At 70.6% G+C, this 17,794-nt stretch carries 16 protein-coding genes and 1 rRNA gene; 6 read left to right on the forward strand and 11 right to left on the reverse strand.

Annotated elements, in window-relative coordinates; translation table 11 throughout:
• Positions 1–146 precede the first annotated feature (146 nt).
• Positions 147–263, forward strand: a 5S ribosomal RNA gene (gene rrf, locus ACZ5CZ_RS25555).
• Positions 264–322: 59 nt separating this feature from the next.
• Here rrf and ACZ5CZ_RS25560 read toward each other — a convergent pair.
• The 9 genes from ACZ5CZ_RS25560 to ACZ5CZ_RS25600 all read right to left on the reverse strand — a co-directional run bounded on the left by ACZ5CZ_RS25560 (position 323) and on the right by ACZ5CZ_RS25600 (position 10,698).
• Positions 323–871, reverse strand: coding sequence for a cysteine hydrolase family protein (locus ACZ5CZ_RS25560; protein ID WP_468946292.1), 549 nt, complete (start codon positions 869–871; stop codon positions 323–325).
• 52 nt (positions 872–923) lie between these two features.
• Positions 924–2,441 carry a type IV secretory system conjugative DNA transfer family protein gene (locus ACZ5CZ_RS25565; protein ID WP_468946295.1) on the reverse strand — a complete coding sequence of 506 codons (1,518 nt, stop codon included), beginning with the start codon at positions 2,439–2,441 and terminating at the stop codon, positions 924–926.
• Between the two features lie 54 nt (positions 2,442–2,495).
• Positions 2,496–3,908 carry an ATP-binding protein gene (locus ACZ5CZ_RS25570; RefSeq protein WP_385845474.1) on the reverse strand — a complete coding sequence of 471 codons (1,413 nt, stop codon included), beginning with the start codon at positions 3,906–3,908 and terminating at the stop codon, positions 2,496–2,498.
• Positions 3,909–3,922: 14 nt separating this feature from the next.
• Positions 3,923–5,485 (reverse strand): SCO6880 family protein, encoded by a 1,563-nt coding sequence (locus ACZ5CZ_RS25575; protein WP_385845476.1) that lies wholly within the window; start codon positions 5,483–5,485, stop codon positions 3,923–3,925.
• A complete protein-coding gene (locus tag ACZ5CZ_RS25580) occupies positions 5,482–6,825 on the reverse strand; it encodes a hypothetical protein (RefSeq protein ID WP_468946299.1) in 1,344 nt (447 codons plus the stop codon). The genes ACZ5CZ_RS25575 and ACZ5CZ_RS25580 overlap by 4 nt, the downstream gene beginning before the upstream one ends.
• Positions 6,815–7,645 carry a DUF8175 domain-containg protein gene (locus tag ACZ5CZ_RS25585; protein WP_385845478.1) on the reverse strand — a complete coding sequence of 277 codons (831 nt, stop codon included), beginning with the start codon at positions 7,643–7,645 and terminating at the stop codon, positions 6,815–6,817. The genes ACZ5CZ_RS25580 and ACZ5CZ_RS25585 overlap by 11 nt, the downstream gene beginning before the upstream one ends.
• A gap of 154 nt (positions 7,646–7,799) precedes the next feature.
• A complete protein-coding gene (locus ACZ5CZ_RS25590) occupies positions 7,800–8,108 on the reverse strand; it encodes a hypothetical protein (protein ID WP_009189392.1) in 309 nt (102 codons plus the stop codon).
• A 390-nt stretch (positions 8,109–8,498) separates the two neighbouring features.
• Positions 8,499–9,830, reverse strand: a complete 1,332-nt coding sequence (locus tag ACZ5CZ_RS25595) for a S53 family peptidase (protein ID WP_468946302.1) — start codon at positions 9,828–9,830, stop codon at positions 8,499–8,501.
• A gap of 262 nt (positions 9,831–10,092) precedes the next feature.
• Positions 10,093–10,698, reverse strand: coding sequence for a TetR/AcrR family transcriptional regulator (locus ACZ5CZ_RS25600; protein ID WP_450790837.1), 606 nt, complete (start codon positions 10,696–10,698; stop codon positions 10,093–10,095).
• 80 nt (positions 10,699–10,778) lie between these two features.
• Here ACZ5CZ_RS25600 and ACZ5CZ_RS25605 point away from each other — a divergent pair, with 80 nt between their 5' ends.
• A complete protein-coding gene (locus tag ACZ5CZ_RS25605; RefSeq protein ID WP_468946305.1) occupies positions 10,779–11,699 on the forward strand; it encodes an oxidoreductase in 921 nt (306 codons plus the stop codon).
• On the opposite strand, the gene ACZ5CZ_RS25610 is transcribed toward ACZ5CZ_RS25605, so the two are convergent.
• Positions 11,686–12,156, reverse strand: coding sequence for a plastocyanin/azurin family copper-binding protein (locus tag ACZ5CZ_RS25610; protein ID WP_385845482.1), 471 nt, complete (start codon positions 12,154–12,156; stop codon positions 11,686–11,688). The two genes, ACZ5CZ_RS25605 and ACZ5CZ_RS25610, sit on opposite strands and share 14 nt — an antisense overlap.
• Before the next feature lie 150 nt (positions 12,157–12,306).
• Here ACZ5CZ_RS25610 and ACZ5CZ_RS25615 point away from each other — a divergent pair, with 150 nt between their 5' ends.
• The 4 genes from ACZ5CZ_RS25615 to ACZ5CZ_RS25630 all read left to right on the forward strand — a co-directional run bounded on the left by ACZ5CZ_RS25615 (position 12,307) and on the right by ACZ5CZ_RS25630 (position 16,080).
• Positions 12,307–13,077 carry an SDR family oxidoreductase gene (locus ACZ5CZ_RS25615; protein WP_468946307.1) on the forward strand — a complete coding sequence of 257 codons (771 nt, stop codon included), beginning with the start codon at positions 12,307–12,309 and terminating at the stop codon, positions 13,075–13,077.
• 175 nt (positions 13,078–13,252) lie between these two features.
• Positions 13,253–14,020 (forward strand): trypsin-like serine peptidase, encoded by a 768-nt coding sequence (locus ACZ5CZ_RS25620; RefSeq protein WP_468946310.1) that lies wholly within the window; start codon positions 13,253–13,255, stop codon positions 14,018–14,020.
• 113 nt (positions 14,021–14,133) lie between these two features.
• Positions 14,134–15,135 (forward strand): bifunctional lytic transglycosylase/C40 family peptidase, encoded by a 1,002-nt coding sequence (locus tag ACZ5CZ_RS25625; protein WP_385845485.1) that lies wholly within the window; start codon positions 14,134–14,136, stop codon positions 15,133–15,135.
• Between the two features lie 249 nt (positions 15,136–15,384).
• Positions 15,385–16,080, forward strand: a complete 696-nt coding sequence (locus ACZ5CZ_RS25630; protein WP_468946314.1) for a phosphatase PAP2 family protein — start codon at positions 15,385–15,387, stop codon at positions 16,078–16,080.
• 28 nt (positions 16,081–16,108) lie between these two features.
• Here the strand turns inward: ACZ5CZ_RS25630 and ACZ5CZ_RS25635 are convergent, their stop codons facing one another.
• Positions 16,109–17,671 carry an FAD-binding oxidoreductase gene (locus ACZ5CZ_RS25635; RefSeq protein WP_385845488.1) on the reverse strand — a complete coding sequence of 521 codons (1,563 nt, stop codon included), beginning with the start codon at positions 17,669–17,671 and terminating at the stop codon, positions 16,109–16,111.
• Between the last annotated feature and the right edge of the window lie 123 nt (positions 17,672–17,794).

Consider the following 17,794-nt stretch of genomic DNA (forward strand, 5'->3'; position numbering starts at 1 on the left):
GAAGCCAGGTAACTGGTGGAGGTGACCGGTACTAATAGGCCGAGGGCTTGTCCTCAGTTGCTCGCGTCCACTGTGTTGGTTCTGAAACCACGAACAGCCCCACCCGGCTCAGGGTGGTGCGGCATTGTTCGACAGTTTCATAGTGTTTCGGTGGTCATAGCGTGAGGGAAACGCCCGGTTACATTCCGAACCCGGAAGCTAAGCCTCACAGCGCCGATGGTACTGCAGGGGGGACCCTGTGGGAGAGTAGGACACCGCCGAACAATTATTGGGAAAACCCCCGCACCTTTGGTGCGGGGGTTTTCTGCATTTCAGGGTCTTTTCAGAAGGTCACGTCGGCCGTCTTGATGATTCCGCCCCGGCGGCCCGGTGCCGACTGGTCGCTCCAGTAGAGGTTCGTGTGGGCGATGACCTGCTCCGCGGCCGGCGCGCCGTACTCGGTGAGGTCCTGCGTGGTGTGGGCGTCGGCGACGAGTGTGGTGTCGTAACCCCGTGCAAGGGCGCCGTGCAGGGTCGAGCGGATGCAGAAGTCGGTCATGGCGCCCGTGACGAGCAGTCGGCCCACTCCGCGCTCGGCAAGGGCCGACTCAAGGACGGTGTCCTCGAAGGAGTCCCGGTAGGCCTTGGCGACCAGGGGTTCGGTGTCCAGGCGCTTCAGTTCCGGGACGAACTCCCAGCGCTCGGTGCCGGGCACCAGGTCCTCGTCCTGGTGCTGCACCCAGATCACCGGGAAGCCGGCGGCGCGGGCCTTGTCGATGAGGGTCGTGATGTTGCTGATGACGGCGGCACGGCGGACGGCGTGCTCCACCACACCGTTCTGGACGTCGATGACGAGCAGTGCGGTGTGCGGGCGGTCGGGAAGTGTGGTCATGCGGACCACGATATGTCGTGTTACTGACAGGCCAGGCCGGAATGGCCGCGTCCTAGACCGGTAGGTGCTGGTGGGGCCAGCGGGTGCGGGCTTGTTCGGGGGAGCGGAGGAGGGCCAGGGTGGGGAGGCCCTGGTCGGCGCCCGTGGCCAGGAGGTCCGGGAGCTGGGGGACGGGGGCCACGGCCGCGATGTCGTCCAGGATCAGGGTGAGTGGTGGGTCGAGCCGACCGGAGGATGACCGTTCGGCCATGCGCCGGCCGCGCTCGACCACGCTGGAGACGAGGGCCGTGAGAAGAGGCATCGCGCCCGGGTGGGTCCGCGGGTCCTCGATGGAGTCACCCACCACATAGAGCGTTCCCCCTTCGTGGACAAAGGAATCCAAGGCGAGCGCATCTGTTCGGTTTGGAGTGCATGCCTCGCGGACGTTGACCGTGGAGAGGGCCGACAGGGCGCGGCTGGTCAGCTCGTGGGCCATGTCGCGGCGCTCGGGGTGTGCGGTGAGCGCGGCCTCGAGTTCGCCGGCGGCGCCCGGGGCGGCCTTGGGGTGGGTGCGCAGGGTGCGGACGGCGTCCTGGACCTGGGTGCCCTGGGCCCAGCGGTGGACGTGCCGGATCGTGCGGTTCTCCAGGGCGGCGGCGTGCAGGTAGCTGCGGAGCAGGGTGATCGCCGTGTCCGTGAGGATCTGGTCGATCTTGGCGGTGGGCTGCACCGGCGCGAGCAGGGCGGTCGCTCGCTGGAGGGCCGTCTGTTTGTCCTCGCAGCCGGTCACCGGGGACCAGTGCAGCCGGGCCGGGGTGTCGCAGAGGTGGGTGGGGTCGTAGAGGAGGCTGGGGCCGAGTTTGGCCCGGGCGTCCTTGGTGTCCTGCCAGAGCGCGGGGTTGGAGGTGACGAGGAGGGCGGGGCCCTCGGCGTCGAGGAGGGCCTGAGCGGCGGGGGTGTGGCGGGCTTCCCTGGGGGCGTAGAGCAGCACGGTTGGTTCGGCCGTGAGGGTGGGTGGAGCGGGTGGGGCGGGTGCCGTGGTGACCTTCCCTGGATCCCTCTCCGGCTCCTGCTGTGGCAGGGGGACGGCTTCCGTCGCTTGCGGCTGCGGCTGCGGCTGCGGCTGCGGTTGGGGCTGGGGCTGGGGTGCCGGTTCTGTGCGGGGCACGGGGACGTCGTAGCGGAGGTTCTGGGACTGGCGGGTGCGGGCTCTGGCCGTGCGCCAGCGGGCCACCGCGCCCATCACGAAGACCGTGAGGACGAAGAGGATCATCAGCTGGGCGATGAAGAGGCCCCAGAACAGCCCCCAGCCGGAGAGCCGGCCGGCGGGGGTGTCGGGCCAGGCGCCGGGGAGGTCGTGGGGGTGGCCGATGAGGTGGCGCATGGCCAGGGGGGTGCGGGTGAAGGTGACGCCGTCGGGCCAGTCGCCGTGGGCGAAGAAGGACGCCAGGCCCGTGGCCGTCCACACGAGCACGGTCATGCCGAGGAGGAACGCGAGTATGCCGACCAGCAGGCCGTCCGGGATGCCGCCGGCCCGGCCGCCTGGGTGCCCGCCGCTGTGGTGCCGGTCGCGGCGCTCGTCGGGTGTCACCGTGTTCCTCCCCTGTTTCCCCGGCCTGCCCCGGGTCTCCCTGGCCCTGCCCGCCTACGCCACCGTCGACTCGGAGTCGCCCAGGTGCTGTTCCACGAAGGCGGCGGCCCGCTGCTCGGCCTCCAGTTCGGCGGCGTGCAGGGCGTCGTCGGCGGTGAGGTCGCTGGAGGACTCGGTCATCGCGCGGTCGGTGAAGACCAGGGGGCGTTCGGTCTCCGTGACCAGGTGTTTGACGACCTGGACATTGCCGTTGACGTCCCAGACGGCGATGCCGGGGGTGAGGGTGGGGATGATCTCCACGGCCCAGCGGGGCAGGCCGAGGACGCGGCCGGTCGCCCTCGCCTCGTCGGCTTTCTGGGCGTAGATCGTCCTGGTGGAGGCCATCTTCAGGATGGCCGCGGCCTCCTTGGCGGCCGCGCCGTCGACGACGTCGGACAGATGGTGGACCACCGCCACGAAGGAGAGTCCGAGGCGGCGGCCGAACTTCAGCAGGCGCTGGAACAGCTGGGCCACGAAGGGGCTGTTGATGATGTGCCAGGCCTCCTCGACCAGGAAGATGCGCTTCTTCCGGTCGGGGCGGATCCAGGTGTGTTCCAGCCACACGCCGACGATCGCCATGAGGATGGGCATGGCGATGGAGTTGCGGTCGATGTGGGACAGGTCGAAGACGATGAGGGGGGCGTCGAGGTCGATGCCGACCGTGGTGGGGCCGTCGAACATGCCGCGCAGGTCGCCGTCGACCAGGCGGTCGATGACGAGGGCGACGTCCAGGCCCCAGGCCCGTACGTCGTCTATGGCGACGTTCATGGCCTCGGCGGACTCGGGCTCGGGGTGTCGTAGCTGCTCGACGATGTCGGAGAGGACGGGCTGGCGGTCGACGATCGTCTCGTTGACGTAGGAGTGGGCGACCTTGAGGGCGAAGCCGGAGCGTTCGTCCAGGCCGTGGCCCATCGCGACCTCGATGATCGTGCGGAGCAGGGCCAGCTGGCCGGTGGTGGTGATCGACGGGTCGAGGGGGTTGAGGCGGATGCCGTGGTTCAGGGCGGCCGTCGGGTCGAGGCGGATGGGTGTTATCCCCAGCTCCTGCGCGATCAGGTTCCATTCGCCGACGCCGTCCTCGCCCTGGGCGTCCAGGACGACGACCTGGCGGTCCTTGAAGCGCAGCTGGCGCAGGACGTAGGTCTTCTCCAGGGCCGACTTGCCGTTGCCGGACTCGCCGAGGACGAGCCAGTGCGGTGCCGGGAGCTGTTGGCCGTAGAGCTGGAAGGGGTCGTAGATGTAGCCCTTTCCGGAGTACACCTCGCGGCCGATGATGACGCCGGAGTCGCCGAGGCCCGGGGCGGCGGTGGGCAGATAGACGGCCTGGGCCTGGCCCGTGGAGGTGCGGACCGGGAGACGGGTCGTCTCGACCCTTCCGAAGAGGAAGGACGTGAAGGCGTCGGTGAGGACGGACAGCGGATCCCGCATCGGCGAATCAGCCCCTACCTTCGGATGCCGGTGGCGAAGGGAAGTGTGTTCACGAAGGCGCGGTGGTGCTCTCGGTCGCACCACTCCAGCTTGAGGTACGACTTGCCGGCGGAGGCCCTTATCGTGCGCTTGTCGCGGGCGAGGGCGTCCGGGGTGCGGGAGGACACGGTGATGTAGCCGACCAGGTTGACGCCGGCCGCGCCGCTGGCGAGGTCTTCGCCGCGCTGGTCGAGCCGGTTGTGGGCGGCGATGTCGCGCGGGTCGACGGTGCGGTTCATCTTGGCGGCGCGGGAGGCCTCGGCCACGTCGTTGGTCTTCTCGGTCAGCATGCGTTCGATGGCGATCTCGGTGGGTTCGAGGTCCATGGTCACGGCGACCGTGCGGATGACGTCCGGGGTGTGGACGAGCAGGGGCGCGAGGAAGTTCACGCCGACGGGGGTCATGGGCCATTCCTTCACCCAGGCGGTGGCGTGGCACCAGGGGGCGCGGGTGCTGGACTCGCGGGTCTTGGCCTGGAGGAAGGTGGGTTCGGTGGCGTCCAGTTCGGCCGGCCAGGCGTTGCGCTGGGTCATCGCCTGGATGTGGTCGATGGGGTGGTCGGGGTCGTACATGGAGTGGATGAGGGAGGCGAGCCGGCCCTGGCCGAGGGGCTGGCGGACGCGGATGTCGGCCTCCTGGAGGCGCGAGCAGATGTCGGTCAGCTCGCGGGCCATGACGACGGCGAGTCCGGCGTCCCGGTCGACCTTGCCGCCGTGCGCGCGGACGGCGCGGGCCATGGCGTTGGCCTCGGCGGCGAGTTCGCGGTTGAAGTGCATGCAGGCGACGAGGTAGGCGCGGTGCTGCTCGCTGCTGGTGGAGACCATGGACTGGAGCTGGTCGTAGGACTGCTGGAGCCAGCTCGGGGCGCGGTCGTCGCCGCGCTGGGCGACGTCCTTGGCATGGGCGTCGGGGTCGGCGGGGAGGGTGCGGGCGAGCATCTGGAGGCGGGTGACGAAGCCGTCGCCGTTGGCCACGTGCTTGAGGAGGGTGCCGAAGCGGTCGACGAGGGCTTCCTGGTCCTCGGAGTCGCGCAGGCCGACGCCGGGGCCCTCGATCTCGATGGCGGCGGTGACGGTCTTGCGGTCGGCGTGCAGGAGTACGGCGATCTCGTCGGGGCCGAAGGGGGCGGCGAGCCAGGTGATGCGGCCGATGCCGGGGGGCGGGCCGATCTCGATCTCGTGGCCGTCGAGGCGGGTGCCGGCCTCCATGGCGCTGGAGCGGTAGACGGCGGCGCCGCGCTTCAGGGTGCGCTTGTAGCTGCGGTTGATCTCGAACCACTTGTAGAAGGTGCGGCGCTTGTACGGCACGTAGACGGCGGCGAGCGCGAGCAGGGGGAAGCCGGTCAGCAGCACGATGCGCAGGGACAGGACCGGGACGAGGAGGCCGCACATCATGCCGAGGAACGCGCCGATGACGATGAGCGCGATCTCGCCGGACTCGCGGTTCCGGCCGATGATCGCGTTCGGCCGGGCGCGGCCGATGAGATAGGTACGGCGGGGCGTGATCGGGTGGGACGACAGGTGGGACTCGGTCGTCAACGCCCTTCACCTCCTGTGCGGTTGTTGCGGGTGTTGCTGGCGTGCGGGGTGTTGACCGGGCTGGGTGCGCGGGGGGCGGGGGTGGCGGAGGGGACGGCTCCGCCGGTGCCCGTGCTGGGGGTACGGCTGCTGTGGGCGGCGACGCCGCCGGTGGCGGGGTTGGCGGGGCGGGGGGCGCTGCTTGCGGTGCCGGCGGGGCCGTTGCTGTCGGCGCGGGTGCTGTGGGTCTTGATGCCCTGGGCGACGAGGCTGGCGGGGGAGCTGATGACGGCGGCGGCCTTGGATTCGGCGCCCTGCATGATGCGGTTGTTGCGGCCGGACGCGATCTCGTCGCCGAAGCCGGGGACGAAGCGGTAGATGGCGGCGCTGGCGAAGATGGCGAGCAGGATGATGGCGAGGCCGGAGACGACGGCGGAGAAGGCGTCGGGGCCGTTGCCGGAGGAGAGGGCGCCGGCGAGGCCGAGGACGATGACGATGACCGGCTTGACCAGGATGACGGCGATCATGATGCCGGCCCAGCGGCGGACGTGTCCCCAGAGGTTCTTGTCGACGAGTCCGGCGTAGACGACGGTGCCGAGGAGGGCGCCGACGTAGAGCAGGGCGGCGCGGATGACGAGCTCCAGCCAGAGGACGCCGGCGGCGAGGATGCTGACGAGGGAGACGACGATCAGCATGATGGGGCCGCCGCCGATGTCGTTGCCTTTGGCGAGGGCGCCGGAGAAGGTGCCGAAGAAGGTGTCGGCCTGGTCGCCGGTGGCTTTGGCGAGGACGTCGGTGACGCTGTCGGTGGCGGAGACGACGGTGTAGAGGATCAGGGGGGTGAAGGCGGAGGCCAGCACGGTGAGCCAGAGGAAGCCGACGGCTTCGGAGATGGCGGTGGTGAGGGGGACGCCGCGGACGGCTCGCTTGGCGACGGCGAGGAGCCAGAGGACGAGGGTGAGGATGGTGGAGGCGGCGAAGACGATGGCGTACTGCTGGAGGAACTTCTGATTGGTGAAGTCGACGGTGGCGGTGTCCTTCACGGCCTTGCTCAGCTTGTCCACCGTCCAGGAGGCGGCTTGGGCGCAGCCTTTGGCGAGGGAGGAGAGGGGGTCCTGGGTGGAGGTGTCCGGGACGTTGGGAACGGCAGATCCGCTGGTTGCGTTGCCGCGTTCGCAGTACTTCTTGGCGGGTCCGCGGATCACGTCGCAGTGGTATTTGGCCGACGGCGAGGGCGACGGGCTGCCCGTGGGGGTGGGCGTGGGTGCGGCGAAGGCGCGCGTGGCCAGCAGCACGGCCGTGGTCTGCACGGCTGCCACGACTCCGGCGAGCTTCAGCGCACGTTGCGGGCTACCGGGCATACGTGAACCCTCCGTACTCCTCTACGGCCTTCGTCATGTCGTCGGCGGTGGAAGCTCTCTGATCACGGCCTACGGGGACGGGCCCGTCCTTTTGCTGGAAGTCGGTGACCTTCCAGTCGTTGCTGACCCATTTCAGCTCGAAGGTGTTGGTGAACCAGCTCTCGGTCACGGGGTTGGTCGATGATGTGCCCGACAGGCCGAACAGCGACGTGTACCAGACCTCCACCGTGGCGGTGTCCGTCGTTGACGCCGTGACCTTCGTACCGACAGGAATGACCCGGGAGACGAAGGTCTGGCCCGGTGGTGCGGTGCCGTCCTTCGTGAGGCCGATGTTGGAGAGGAACTCCTGGCTGGCGTACACGCGGTCCAACTCAGACTGCCGGGAAGCGGCGACGTCGGGCGTGTAGACCGTGTCGACGATCGCGTGCCGCTTCGTCATGTCGAACATGTCGGCCGATCCCATCGCCACCGCGTAGTTTGCCGCCGCGCTCTGCGCTCCCTGCTCCGTATGGGCGAAGCCCGAGGGGATGCCGGCGGTTTTCGTGTCCACCGGGCGGGTGCCGGACGGGGCGGTGGCCGTTGCCTGGGGCTGGGCGCCCTTTCCGGATGGGCTGTCGGCTGGTGAATCGTCTCCCCGGTTCGCGAATGCGATTGCTGCGATCAGGAGGACCACCACGCCGACGACCGTCACCAGGCTTTTCGAGGAGCTGCGGGTGGGGCGGCGGGGGGCGCCGCCGTAGGGGTCGTTGTCCGGTAGGCGGGTGCGGGTGTGGCCCGTGTCGGTGTGGTCGTGGTACGGCTGGTCGTCGCCGGGATTCATGGGACTCATGCCGTGCGTGCCCCCTCCGCCTCGTGGATATACGACGGTAGCCGTGCTGGTTCCCGCGCGGGCGCGGTGTGGTGACTCGACATCAGGGAAACGCAACCTCAGCCGGTGGGCACGACGGGTGGGTGGGGAGGGAGAGGGGGAGGGCTCAGACCGCCATGCCGTAGACGATGGTGAACAGTGTGCCGAGGGAGCCGATGATGAAGACTCCGGTGAGGCCGGCGATGATCAGGCCCTTGCCCTGTTCCGCGCTGAAGGTGTCCCGCAGGGCCGTGGCGCCGATGCGCTGTTTGGCCGCGCCCCAGACCGCGATGCCCAGGCAGAGGAGGATGGCCACGGCCATGACCACCTCGATCATCACCTTCGCCTCGTTGCCCAGGCTGCCGAAGGGGCCCCAGTTCGGGGCGATCCCGCCGATGATGGTGTTGATGTCTCCCTTGTCGGCCGCAAAGAGCATGTAAGTCACCGCCCCTGGTGGGTAGTTCCGCGAACGCCCCTGCGGGTGTGCAGAGGTCGGGCCTCATTCTCGCCGACAACGTCGCCTTCGTATGTCGACTTGACGTCATTGACTGACGGGTTTCGTACGAATAGCTCGTACGGTCACTCTGTGTATCACGGCAGGTCACCCCGGGCAACGAGGTCAGATCGGAACCTGCCGTGGGTTCCGTCGTTGTCCCCCTTTACCGAAGATGTTCTCACGGTACGTCAGGCACCGGTCAGAACAGGGAAAACGGGTCACGGCCGGTTGCCGTGACCCGTCTTCCTTTCCGTGCCGCCGAGGGGACCCCACGTCCCCCTCGCACTGGCGGCTCCCCGTGACCCGACGGGGTGGACCTGTCGAGCCTGGTCAGCCCGTGAAGGCGTCCGTGCCCTCGGGGGTGCCCCAGCCGGTCGGGCCGTCGTAGCCGGACCGGGCGGTGCACAGGTAGCTCGCGCCGGCGGAGCAGCTGCCGTTGCTGCCGCTGGTGACGTCGTTCAGGGCGGAGGTGCCGGCGGCCGCGTAGGGGAACTCGGCCGGGTAGCTGCCACTGCTGGGGGTGCCGGCGAGGGCGTAGACGCCGGCGGTGATCGGCGCGCTGGCGCTGGTGCCGCCGAAGGTGTACCAGCCGGCGGTGACGCCGTAGGAGTCGTAGACCGCGACGCCGGTCGCCGGGTCGGCCACCGCCGACACGTCGGCGATGGTGCGCTTGGCGCAGCCGGTGTCCGTCTGCCAGCTGGGCTTGGCGTCGTAGGCGGAGCAGCCGGAGCCGGTGCCCTCGGTGGAGCTGGTGTTCCACACCTTCTCGGTCCAGCCGCGGGAGGTGGACGAGGTCGACAGGGCGGTGCCGCCGACGGCGGTGACGTACTTGGAGGCGGCCGGGTACTCGGCGCCGTAGCCCTCGTCGCCCGCGGAGACGGTGATGGCCACGCCCGGGTGGTTGTAGTACGAGGAGTCGTAGGTCGAGTCGGAGGAGGACTCGGAGCCGCCGTAGCTGTTGGAGACGAAGGTGGCGCCCAGCTTGACCGCCTCGTTCACCGCGGTGCCGAGGTTGGTCATGGAGGCGGACTTGGCCTCGACCAGCATGATGTTGCAGTTGGGGCAGACGGCGGAGGCCATGTCGAGGTCGAGCGACTCCTCCTGGGCCCAGCCGGAGTCGGCGGTGGGCAGGGAGGTGGTGGAGCCGGTCTGGCCGACCTTGGTGAAGCAGCCGTTGGCGGTGGTGCAGGAGGAAAGGCCGTAGTACGAGCGGTACTTCGCGAGGTCCGCCTCGGCGTTCGGGTCGTCGTAGGCGTCGACGATCGCGATGGTCTCGCCGGAGCCGTTGGCGGAGGCGGCGTCGGTCAGGCCGTAGGCGTCCTGGAGGTCGGAGGGGCCGTACCCGGTGGGGCTGGCGGCGGCGGCCTTCGGGGTGGCCTTGGCGGCCTTGCCGGTCCGCTGGGCCAGGGCCTTCTCGAAGGCGGTCACCCCGCCGGTGACCCGGAAGGAGTTGCAGGCCAGGTCGCCGTGGTGCTTGGGCGTGGCGCAGGGGGTGGCCGCCCAGGTCACCTTGGGGGCGGTGGCGGTGGCCGTGGTGGCGGCGTCCGCATGGGCGGCGGTGGCCAGGCCGGCGGCGAGCAGGGCGGCGGTGGCCGCGACGGCCGAGCCGGCCCGGCGCCATCTGCCGGATATGTGGGGGGAGCTGGGGGTGGTCGTACGCAACGTACAGCCTCCTGGAAGTGGTGGGCAGAGGCCTGCGGGTGGGGGGACCACCGGTGGGTGACCGGTGGGGGCGGCGGCCCGCGCACGACACTCGCTTGTTGAGTACGCAACAACAAGCGGCTTTCGGAATTCTGACTCTCGCGTTACTGAAGGAGGCCCGGCGATTACCGGCCAATGGCGGTGGGATGGCTGTGCGCTGGCAGCCGCTTGACCGTGATCACAGCGGGGGCACAGGGGCGGGCCCAGGGGCGGGTCGCGTCGGTCAGCGGGGCGTGAGGCCGTGCAGCAGCAGATGGACGTGGTCGTCCAGGCCGGCCAGCGCCTCCTCGGCGTCCAGCGCGCAGGCGGCGATCAGCCCGGCGAGGCCGTGCAGGCTCGCGGCGGCGACCAGGGTGAGGCGCTCGGGGTCGCCCGGCACCAGCTCGCCCTGTTCCTGGGCGGCGGCGAAGGTGCGGGTCAGGGAGCCGAAGGAGCGGTCGACGGCCGCGGCGAGCCGGTCGGAGCTGTCCGGGTGGTGCTTGCGCGCGAACATCAGCTCCAGCAGTTCCGGGTTCTCCACGGCGAACTCGAGGTAGGCGCGGGCCAGGGCCGTCATCCGCTGTTCGAAGGTGCGGCCGGGGTGGGCGGCGGCGCCGTCCAGGGCCTGGGTCAGGCGCTCGTAGCCGTCCAGGGCGAGCGCGTCCAGCAGGGCCTGCTTGTCCTTGAAGTGGCGGCCGGGGGCGGCGTGGCTCACGCCGGTGTCCCGGGCCAGCTCGCGCAGCGAGAGCGCGCCGGCCCCCTTCTCGCGCAGGGTGCGCTCGGCGCTCCTGAGCAGGGCGGCGCGCAGGTCTCCGTGGTGGTAGGGGCGGCTCTGGCGGATGCGCGGCATGTGGGCCATCGTAACCGAATGTTGTCAGCGTCAGCTTTGTTGTCGTTGACTGCATTGTTGGCGATGTCTACATTGGGTTCATGGCTGCTACGAGCGCACAGCGCGAGACCTGGAACGTGAACCGTCTGCCCGACCTGACCGGCCGTACGGTCGTGATCACCGGCGCCAACAGCGGCATCGGCCGCACCACCGCCCAGGCGCTGGCCCGGGCCGGGGCGCATGTGGTGTTCGCCGTGCGCGACCCGGAGCGCGGCCGGGCCGCGGCGGCGCAGGCGGGCGGCAGCACCGAGGTGCGCCGGCTGGACCTCGCCGACCTGGACTCGGTGCGCGCGTTCGCCGCCGGCTGGGACCGCCCGCTGGATGTGCTCATCAACAACGCGGGCGTGATGATGCTGCCGGAGCTGCGCACCAAGGACGGCTTCGAGATGCAGTTCGGCACCAACCACCTCGGCCACTTCGCACTGACCAACCTGCTCCTGCCGCACATCACCGACCGCGTGGTGACCGTCTCCTCCGGGCTGCACCGCGGCGGCGACGGCGTGATCCACTTCGCCGACGTCAACCTCACCGGCCGTTACTCGCCTACCCGCGCCTACGCCCAGTCCAAGCTGGCCAACCTGCTGTTCACCCTGGAGTTGCAGCGCCGGCTGACCGAGTCCGGTTCGGCCGTGCGCGCCCTCGCCGCCCACCCCGGGTACGCGGCGACCAACCTCCAGAGCCACGCGGGCAACCCCCTGCTGCGGGCGGCCATGGCGGTCGGCAACCGGCTCTTCGCGCAGGACGACCGCTCCGGCGCCCTGCCCACGCTCTTCGCCGCGACCCAGGACCTGCCCGGAGCGGCGTACGTCGGCCCCGGCGGCCTCGGCGAGATGCGCGGCGCGCCCACCCTGGTCGGCCGGAGCGCGGCGGCGAGCGACCCGGCGGCCGCTCGCCGGCTGTGGACGCTGTCGGAGGAGATGACCGGGGTGACCTGGCCGTCGGCGCCGGTCAGCCGACCGTGATGTGCTGGTCCATGCCGAGCTGCTTGTGGCCGTCGACCGGGCAGTACAGGTCGTAGGTGCCCTTCTTCAGAGTGACCGTGAGCGTGGCGTGCTGCCCGCCCGCGATGGTCTTGGTGTGGGCGTCCTCCACGCCGGGCCCGTCGATCGACAGGGCGTGGGTGATGTGGCCGGCGTTGTCGGAGACGAAGGTGTAGGTGCCCGGGGTGAAGGACGACCGGGACAGCTTCAGCGCGTACTCCGTCTCGGTGACGGTGACCCGGGTTCCCGAGCCCGCCGTCCCCGAACTCGCCGTCCCCGGGCTCGTCGCGGGACCTCCGGTGCCTCCGCCGCCGGTGCCCCCGCCTCCGCCGCCTCCGCAGGCGGCCAGGAGGAGGGCGGCGGAGAAGGCCACCGCGGTGCCGCCGAGTGCCGTACGGGCTGTATGTGCCGTACGAGCGGTATGTGCCGAGAGCGCCATCAGAACCACCTCTTCCAGCTCTTTCCGGGTGCTCGCTCCCAGAGGTGCTTATAAGGGGTACGTCCGGACACGGCAGGGCGTTCAGTGGGGCGGTCGAGCGGATACGGTGACGGGGACGGAATCTTCCCCGCACACGGAGGGCGGCAGGGCATGGACGGCACCGGCGGCCCGGTCTTCCGGCTCGACGGCCGGACCGCCCTGGTGACCGGGTCCGTGCGCGGCCTCGGCCTGGAGATGGCCCGCGGGCTGGCCGGGGCCGGTGCGCGCGTCGTCCTCAACGGCCGTGATCCGGCCGCGCTGGAGGCGGTCGCGGCGGGGCTGCGGACGGACGCCGGGTACGACATCGCCACGGCCGCGTTCGACGTCACCGACCGGCCGGCCGCCGAGGAGGCGGTGAGCGCGCTCGGCGCCATAGACATCCTGGTCAACAACGTCGGCCACCGCGACCGCAGGGGCGTGGCCGAGATGACGCCCGAGCAGCTGGGCGCGCTGCTCGATGTGCATCTGACCTCGGCGTACGCCCTGAGCCAGACGGTCGCGCGGGGGCTGGCCGCGCGGGGCGCGGCGGGCCGGATCATCAACATCTCCTCGGTGGTCGGGCAGTTGGGCCGTACGGGTGATGTCGGCTACGCCACCGCGAAGGCGGGCCTCGACGGGCTGACCCGGGCGCTCGCCGCCGATCTGGGGCCGGGCGGTACGACGGTCAACGCGGTCGCGCCGGGCACCTTCGCCACCGAGGTCAACGCCGAGCCGGCCGAGGACCCGGACTGGCGGCGCTGGCTGCGCACCCGCACCGCCCTGGGCCGCTGGGGCCGCCCGGAGGAGATCGCGGGCATCGTCGTCTTCCTGGCGAGCGACGCGGCGTCCTTCGTCACCGGGCAGACCATCGCGGTGGACGGCGGCATGACGACCACGTTCTGAGCGGTGCCGCCCCTTTCTGGCGCGTTCTGCTTCCGTTGTGTCGTTTTCCCGCCCCGCTCCGACCTCACTTCGCACGCGTTTTCGGTGCTGCGGTGGCGGCAATACGGGGGTTCACAGGAAAATCTCAGTGAAGTCGGAGCGGGATTCTCACCTTCGTGAGACAGAGTGGGGCCTGATGAAGCGCATCTCACGCATCTGGATCACCGCACGTCCCACGCTGCTGTGTGTCGTGGTGACGCTTGCCCTGACCTCGGCGTCGGTGGCGGCTGCCGACGAGCCGGGTCCCTTCGGGATCACCGCGGAGGTCGGTGCCTCGGGGCAGAGTGCGCGGATCGGTGCGCTGTTCGGCGCGGACCGGGCCCAGAAGCTGGCCGGCGGCCACTACTGCACCGCCTCGGTGGTGCACAGCCCGCGGGGCGACCTCATCCTCACCGCGGCGCACTGCGTGGACGGCGTCGACGGCGACCTGGTGTTCGTGCCCGGATACCGGGACGGGAAGGCGCCGTACGGGGTGTGGAAGGTGCGGCGGCGCTTCGTGCCCGACGGCTGGGCCAAGGACCAGGACGAGGACAGCGACCTCGCCTTCGCGACCCTGGCCGAGCTGCACGGCAAGCGGGTCGAGTCGGTGGTCGGCGCCAACCGGTTCACGCCCGGCACGGTGACCGGGGTCACCGCGGTGACGGTCACCGGCTACCCCGATGTCCGCGAGACGCCCATCGGCTGCACCAACCGGCCGTCCCGGCACAGCGGCACCCAACAGCGCATCGACTGCCCCGGCTTCACCAGCGGCACCAGCGGCAGCCCCTGGATCAACGGCGACAACCAGGTCGTCGGCGTCCTCGGCGGCCATGAGCTGGGCGGCTCGACCCCCGACACCTCCTACAGCGTGGTGCTGGGCGGCGAGGCGGCGGAGCTCTACAAGGACGCGATCGCGGCCTCCTGACCCATCGTCAGCGACCGCCGATTCGGCTGTACAGCCCCACCCGGGGCGCGAAATGACGCCACATCACCCCGAAATTGTCGTGAACGGCACCCACATGGGGGAAAGTTGACCCCGTGCGGAAGGTATGGGTGATCGGTGGAGCGGCCGTCGGGCTCGGGCTGAGCTTCGTCCTGCTGCTGGTCGTGGGGGTGTACGTCGTCGCCGGGAACATCCTGGGCGGGGTGACCTCGGGCAGCCGGGGGCTGGCCAAGGGCGCCGTGCCGGCCGCGTACAAGTCGCTCGTGCAGCAGTGGGGGAACCTGTGCCCCGCGCTCACCCCGGCGCTGCTCGCCGCCCAGCTGTACCAGGAGAGTGGCTGGAACCCGACCGTCGTCAGCCCGGCCGACGCCCGGGGCATCGCGCAGTTCATCCCGAGCACCTGGGCCACGCACGGCATCGACGGCAACGGGGACGGCAAGAGGGACATCTGGGACCCGGCCGACGCCATCCCGTCGGCCGCGTCGTACGACTGCGAACTCGCCAAGTACGTGAAGGACGTGCCGGGGAACGTCTCCGACAACATGCTCGCCGCCTACAACGCCGGTGCCTACCGGGTGATCCGCTCGGGTGGGGTTCCGGCCATCAGCGAGACACAGAACTACGTCCAGCGGATCAACAGCCTGGCCAAGAGCTTCGCCGCCCCCACCAGCCGTATCGACCCCACCCAACAGGCCGCCGGAGCCATCGAGTTCGCGCAGCAGAAGCTCGGCACGCCGTATCTGTGGGGTGGCGAGGGCACGCCGGAGCAGGGCGGGCGGTTCGACTGCTCGGGGCTGACGCAGGCGTCGTACGCCAGTGTCGGGATCACGCTGCCGCGGGTCGCCAACGACCAGTACAACGCGGGCCCGCACCCCTCGCGGGACCAGCTGCTCCCCGGTGACCTGGTGTTCTTCTCCAACGACCTGAGCGACTCCCGGGCCATCCACCACGTCGGGATCTATGTGGGCGGCGGGTACATGATCGACGCGCCGAGGACCGGCGCGGTGATCCGCTTCGACCCGATCGACAGCCCGGACTACTTCGGGGCCACCCGGGTCACCGAGGATGGCGCGAAAGCACTGCCCACCCATGTCTGAGCGGAGCGTGAAGTCACCCCCTGAGCTGCGATGACGAGTCTCTCTTCGATAACGTCTGCGTGATCATTCAGTGGAGAGTGGAACGTATTGATGGTGGCTGTGCGTTCCTGTTGACGTAGCCGAGCGGACGTCAGTACGGGCAGTGCGGGCAGGACCGCAGTACAGCGGAAGCGGATCTACGACACCACGGGGGTGGGAAAGCGGCGCACACGAGGTGCGTCCGGTAGCCGACGAAGGGGCCACAGCACCATGGCTGTACTCGCCGAATCCGGATCGAACCCCGACGTCGACCTGCTCTACGACATCAATGGTCTTGCCAAGGACGCCCCGCACTGGTTCGACCGGATCATGGCGTTCGTCGGTGAGTACGGCCTGTTGGTCGCGATGGTGCTGCTGGTGCTGTGGTGCTGGTGGTCCGTGCGGCGGCGGGGCGGCGAGGAGGCCGCGCCCTCGCTGGCCGCGCTGGTCTGGGCGCCGCTCGCGGCCGCGATCGCGGTGCTGGTGAACATCCCGATACGGGGTTTCGTGGAGCGCCCCCGGCCGTTCCGGGACCACCAGGGGCTGGACGTCCTGGTCTCCGGCAAGACCGACTTCTCCTTCGTCAGCGACCACGCGACCCTCACCATGGCGCTCGGGGTGGGGCTGTTCGTCGCCCACCGCCGCTTCGGCCTCGCCGGGATCGGGCTCGCGCTGTTCGAGGGGTTCTGCCGGGTCTTCATGGGCGTGCACTACCCGACGGACGTCATCGGCGGCTTCGCGCTGGGTACGGCGGTGGTGCTGCTGCTGTCCCCGCCGGCCACCGCGCTGCTCACACCGGTGCTGCGGGCGGTGGAGCGGTCGCCCCGGCTGGGCCGGCTGGTGCGCCGGCGTACGGCGGCGGGGGTGCCGGTGCTTCCGGGTGCGCGCCGCTCGGCGGAGCGCGAGGAGCGGGACCTGGCGGCGTGACCGGGTACGCCGCCGGGCCCCGAAGGGGTTACAGGCTCTGGCCGTAGGAGAAGAAGCGGGACGGGTCGTACTGCTGCTTCACCTTGGCCAGGCGGGCCGCCGCGTCCCCGTAGTAGGCGCGCCGCCAGTCCTTCAGCGTCGGGTCCGTGTAGTTCTGGTACGCCGCGCCGGACGCGTACGGCGCCATCGCCGCGTGGGCCGAGGTCAGCCAGGACTGGGCCGTGCTGCCGGAGGACGCCGCGCCCCAGCTCGCGATGTACTGCGCCAGCATCCGCGAGCGGCGGTGGACGAACGCCGTGGCCGTCGGGGAGACCCTGTTGACCGCGCCGCCGAGCGCCGTGAACGCGATGCTGCCCCCGCCGCCCCGCACCGAGGCGATCTGCTTCAGCACCGTCTGGATGCCGGCCGCGGACAGCGAGCGGTCGAAGAAGTCGGAGCGGGCCGCGTAGGTCTCGCGGCCGAGCGCGCCCTGCGGGGAGCGGCCCGGGGTGGAGCCCGGGAGGTGGCACTGGGCCGGGGTGGAGAAGGAGGAGCAGCCGGCGTAGACCTCCATGGCCTGCTCGTAGCCGCGGCGGTGCAGGGAGACGGAGGAGGCGTCGGCGCCGGCCAGGTGGGCGAGGCGGTCCACGGCGTTCTGGAGCTCGCCGTAGGTGCCGAGGGAGAAGCAGGAGACGGAGATCGTCGGGGTGTGTCCCGGCGCGCAGGACAGGTGCAGGGCGGACCAGATCTCGTCCGGCTGGCTCGGGCCCCACTCCTGCCAGGCCTTCAGCACGGCGGCGGCCTTGGCCCAGGGCCAGGTGAGGTACGCGGTCACCGCCTGCGGGGCCGGGTGGGTCTTGAACTGGAGCTCGGTGACGACGCCGAAGTTGCCGTTGCCCGCGCCGCGCAGCGCCCAGAAGAGGTCGGAGTGGGTCGACGCGTTCGCGGTGATCTGCGTGCCGTCGGCCGTGATCAGGGTCGCCTGGGTGAGGCTGTCGCAGGTCAGGCCGTAGGCGCGGGAGACGACGCCGTGGCCGCCGCCCAGGACCAGGCCGGAGACGCCGACCGTGGGGCAGGAGCCCGCGGGTATGGTCACGCCCTTGGCGCCCAGCCCGCGGTAGACGTCGATCAGCTTGGAGCCGGCGCCGACCACCGCCTGCCCGCCGCTCACCCGTATCCGGTTCAGCCGGGAGACGTCGAGGATGAGGCGGTTGTCGCCGGAGGAGTAGCCGGCGTAGGAGTGGCCGCCGTTGCGGATCGCCACCCGGATGTGGTGGGCCTTGGCGTACGCCAGGGTCGTCCGGATGTCGTCGGCGTGCGCGACGTAGGCGACCGCGGCCGGCTTCAGGCCGTCGAAGCGGGTGTTGTACAGCTGGTGGGCGGTCTTCCAGGTGGTGTCGCCGGGGCGGACCAGGGTGCCGTCCAGGTCCCGGGCGAGGGCCGCCCAGTTCGCGGCGGCGCTCGCGCTGGTGGTCTTCAGTGACGTACGCGAGACTGTGGACGATGTGTTGAGCGCCGTGGAACCGGCGGCTGGTCCGCCGGTGCCGCACCCGGCGAGGGTGGCTGTCGCCAGCGCGGCCGCGCCGCCGGATATGAACGTCCGCCGTTCCATGCCCATGGTGTCCGTCGCCTTTCCTCGGCTCTCCTGGAACGAGACGGCGTCCCGGGCGGCGGGGTTCCCCCGGAGGGGTGAAGAGCATCGAATACGCGTGCGTGTAACCCGCTCGTCGGAACC

The sequence above is a fragment of the Streptomyces sp. NPDC031418 genome, assembly GCF_055581605.1.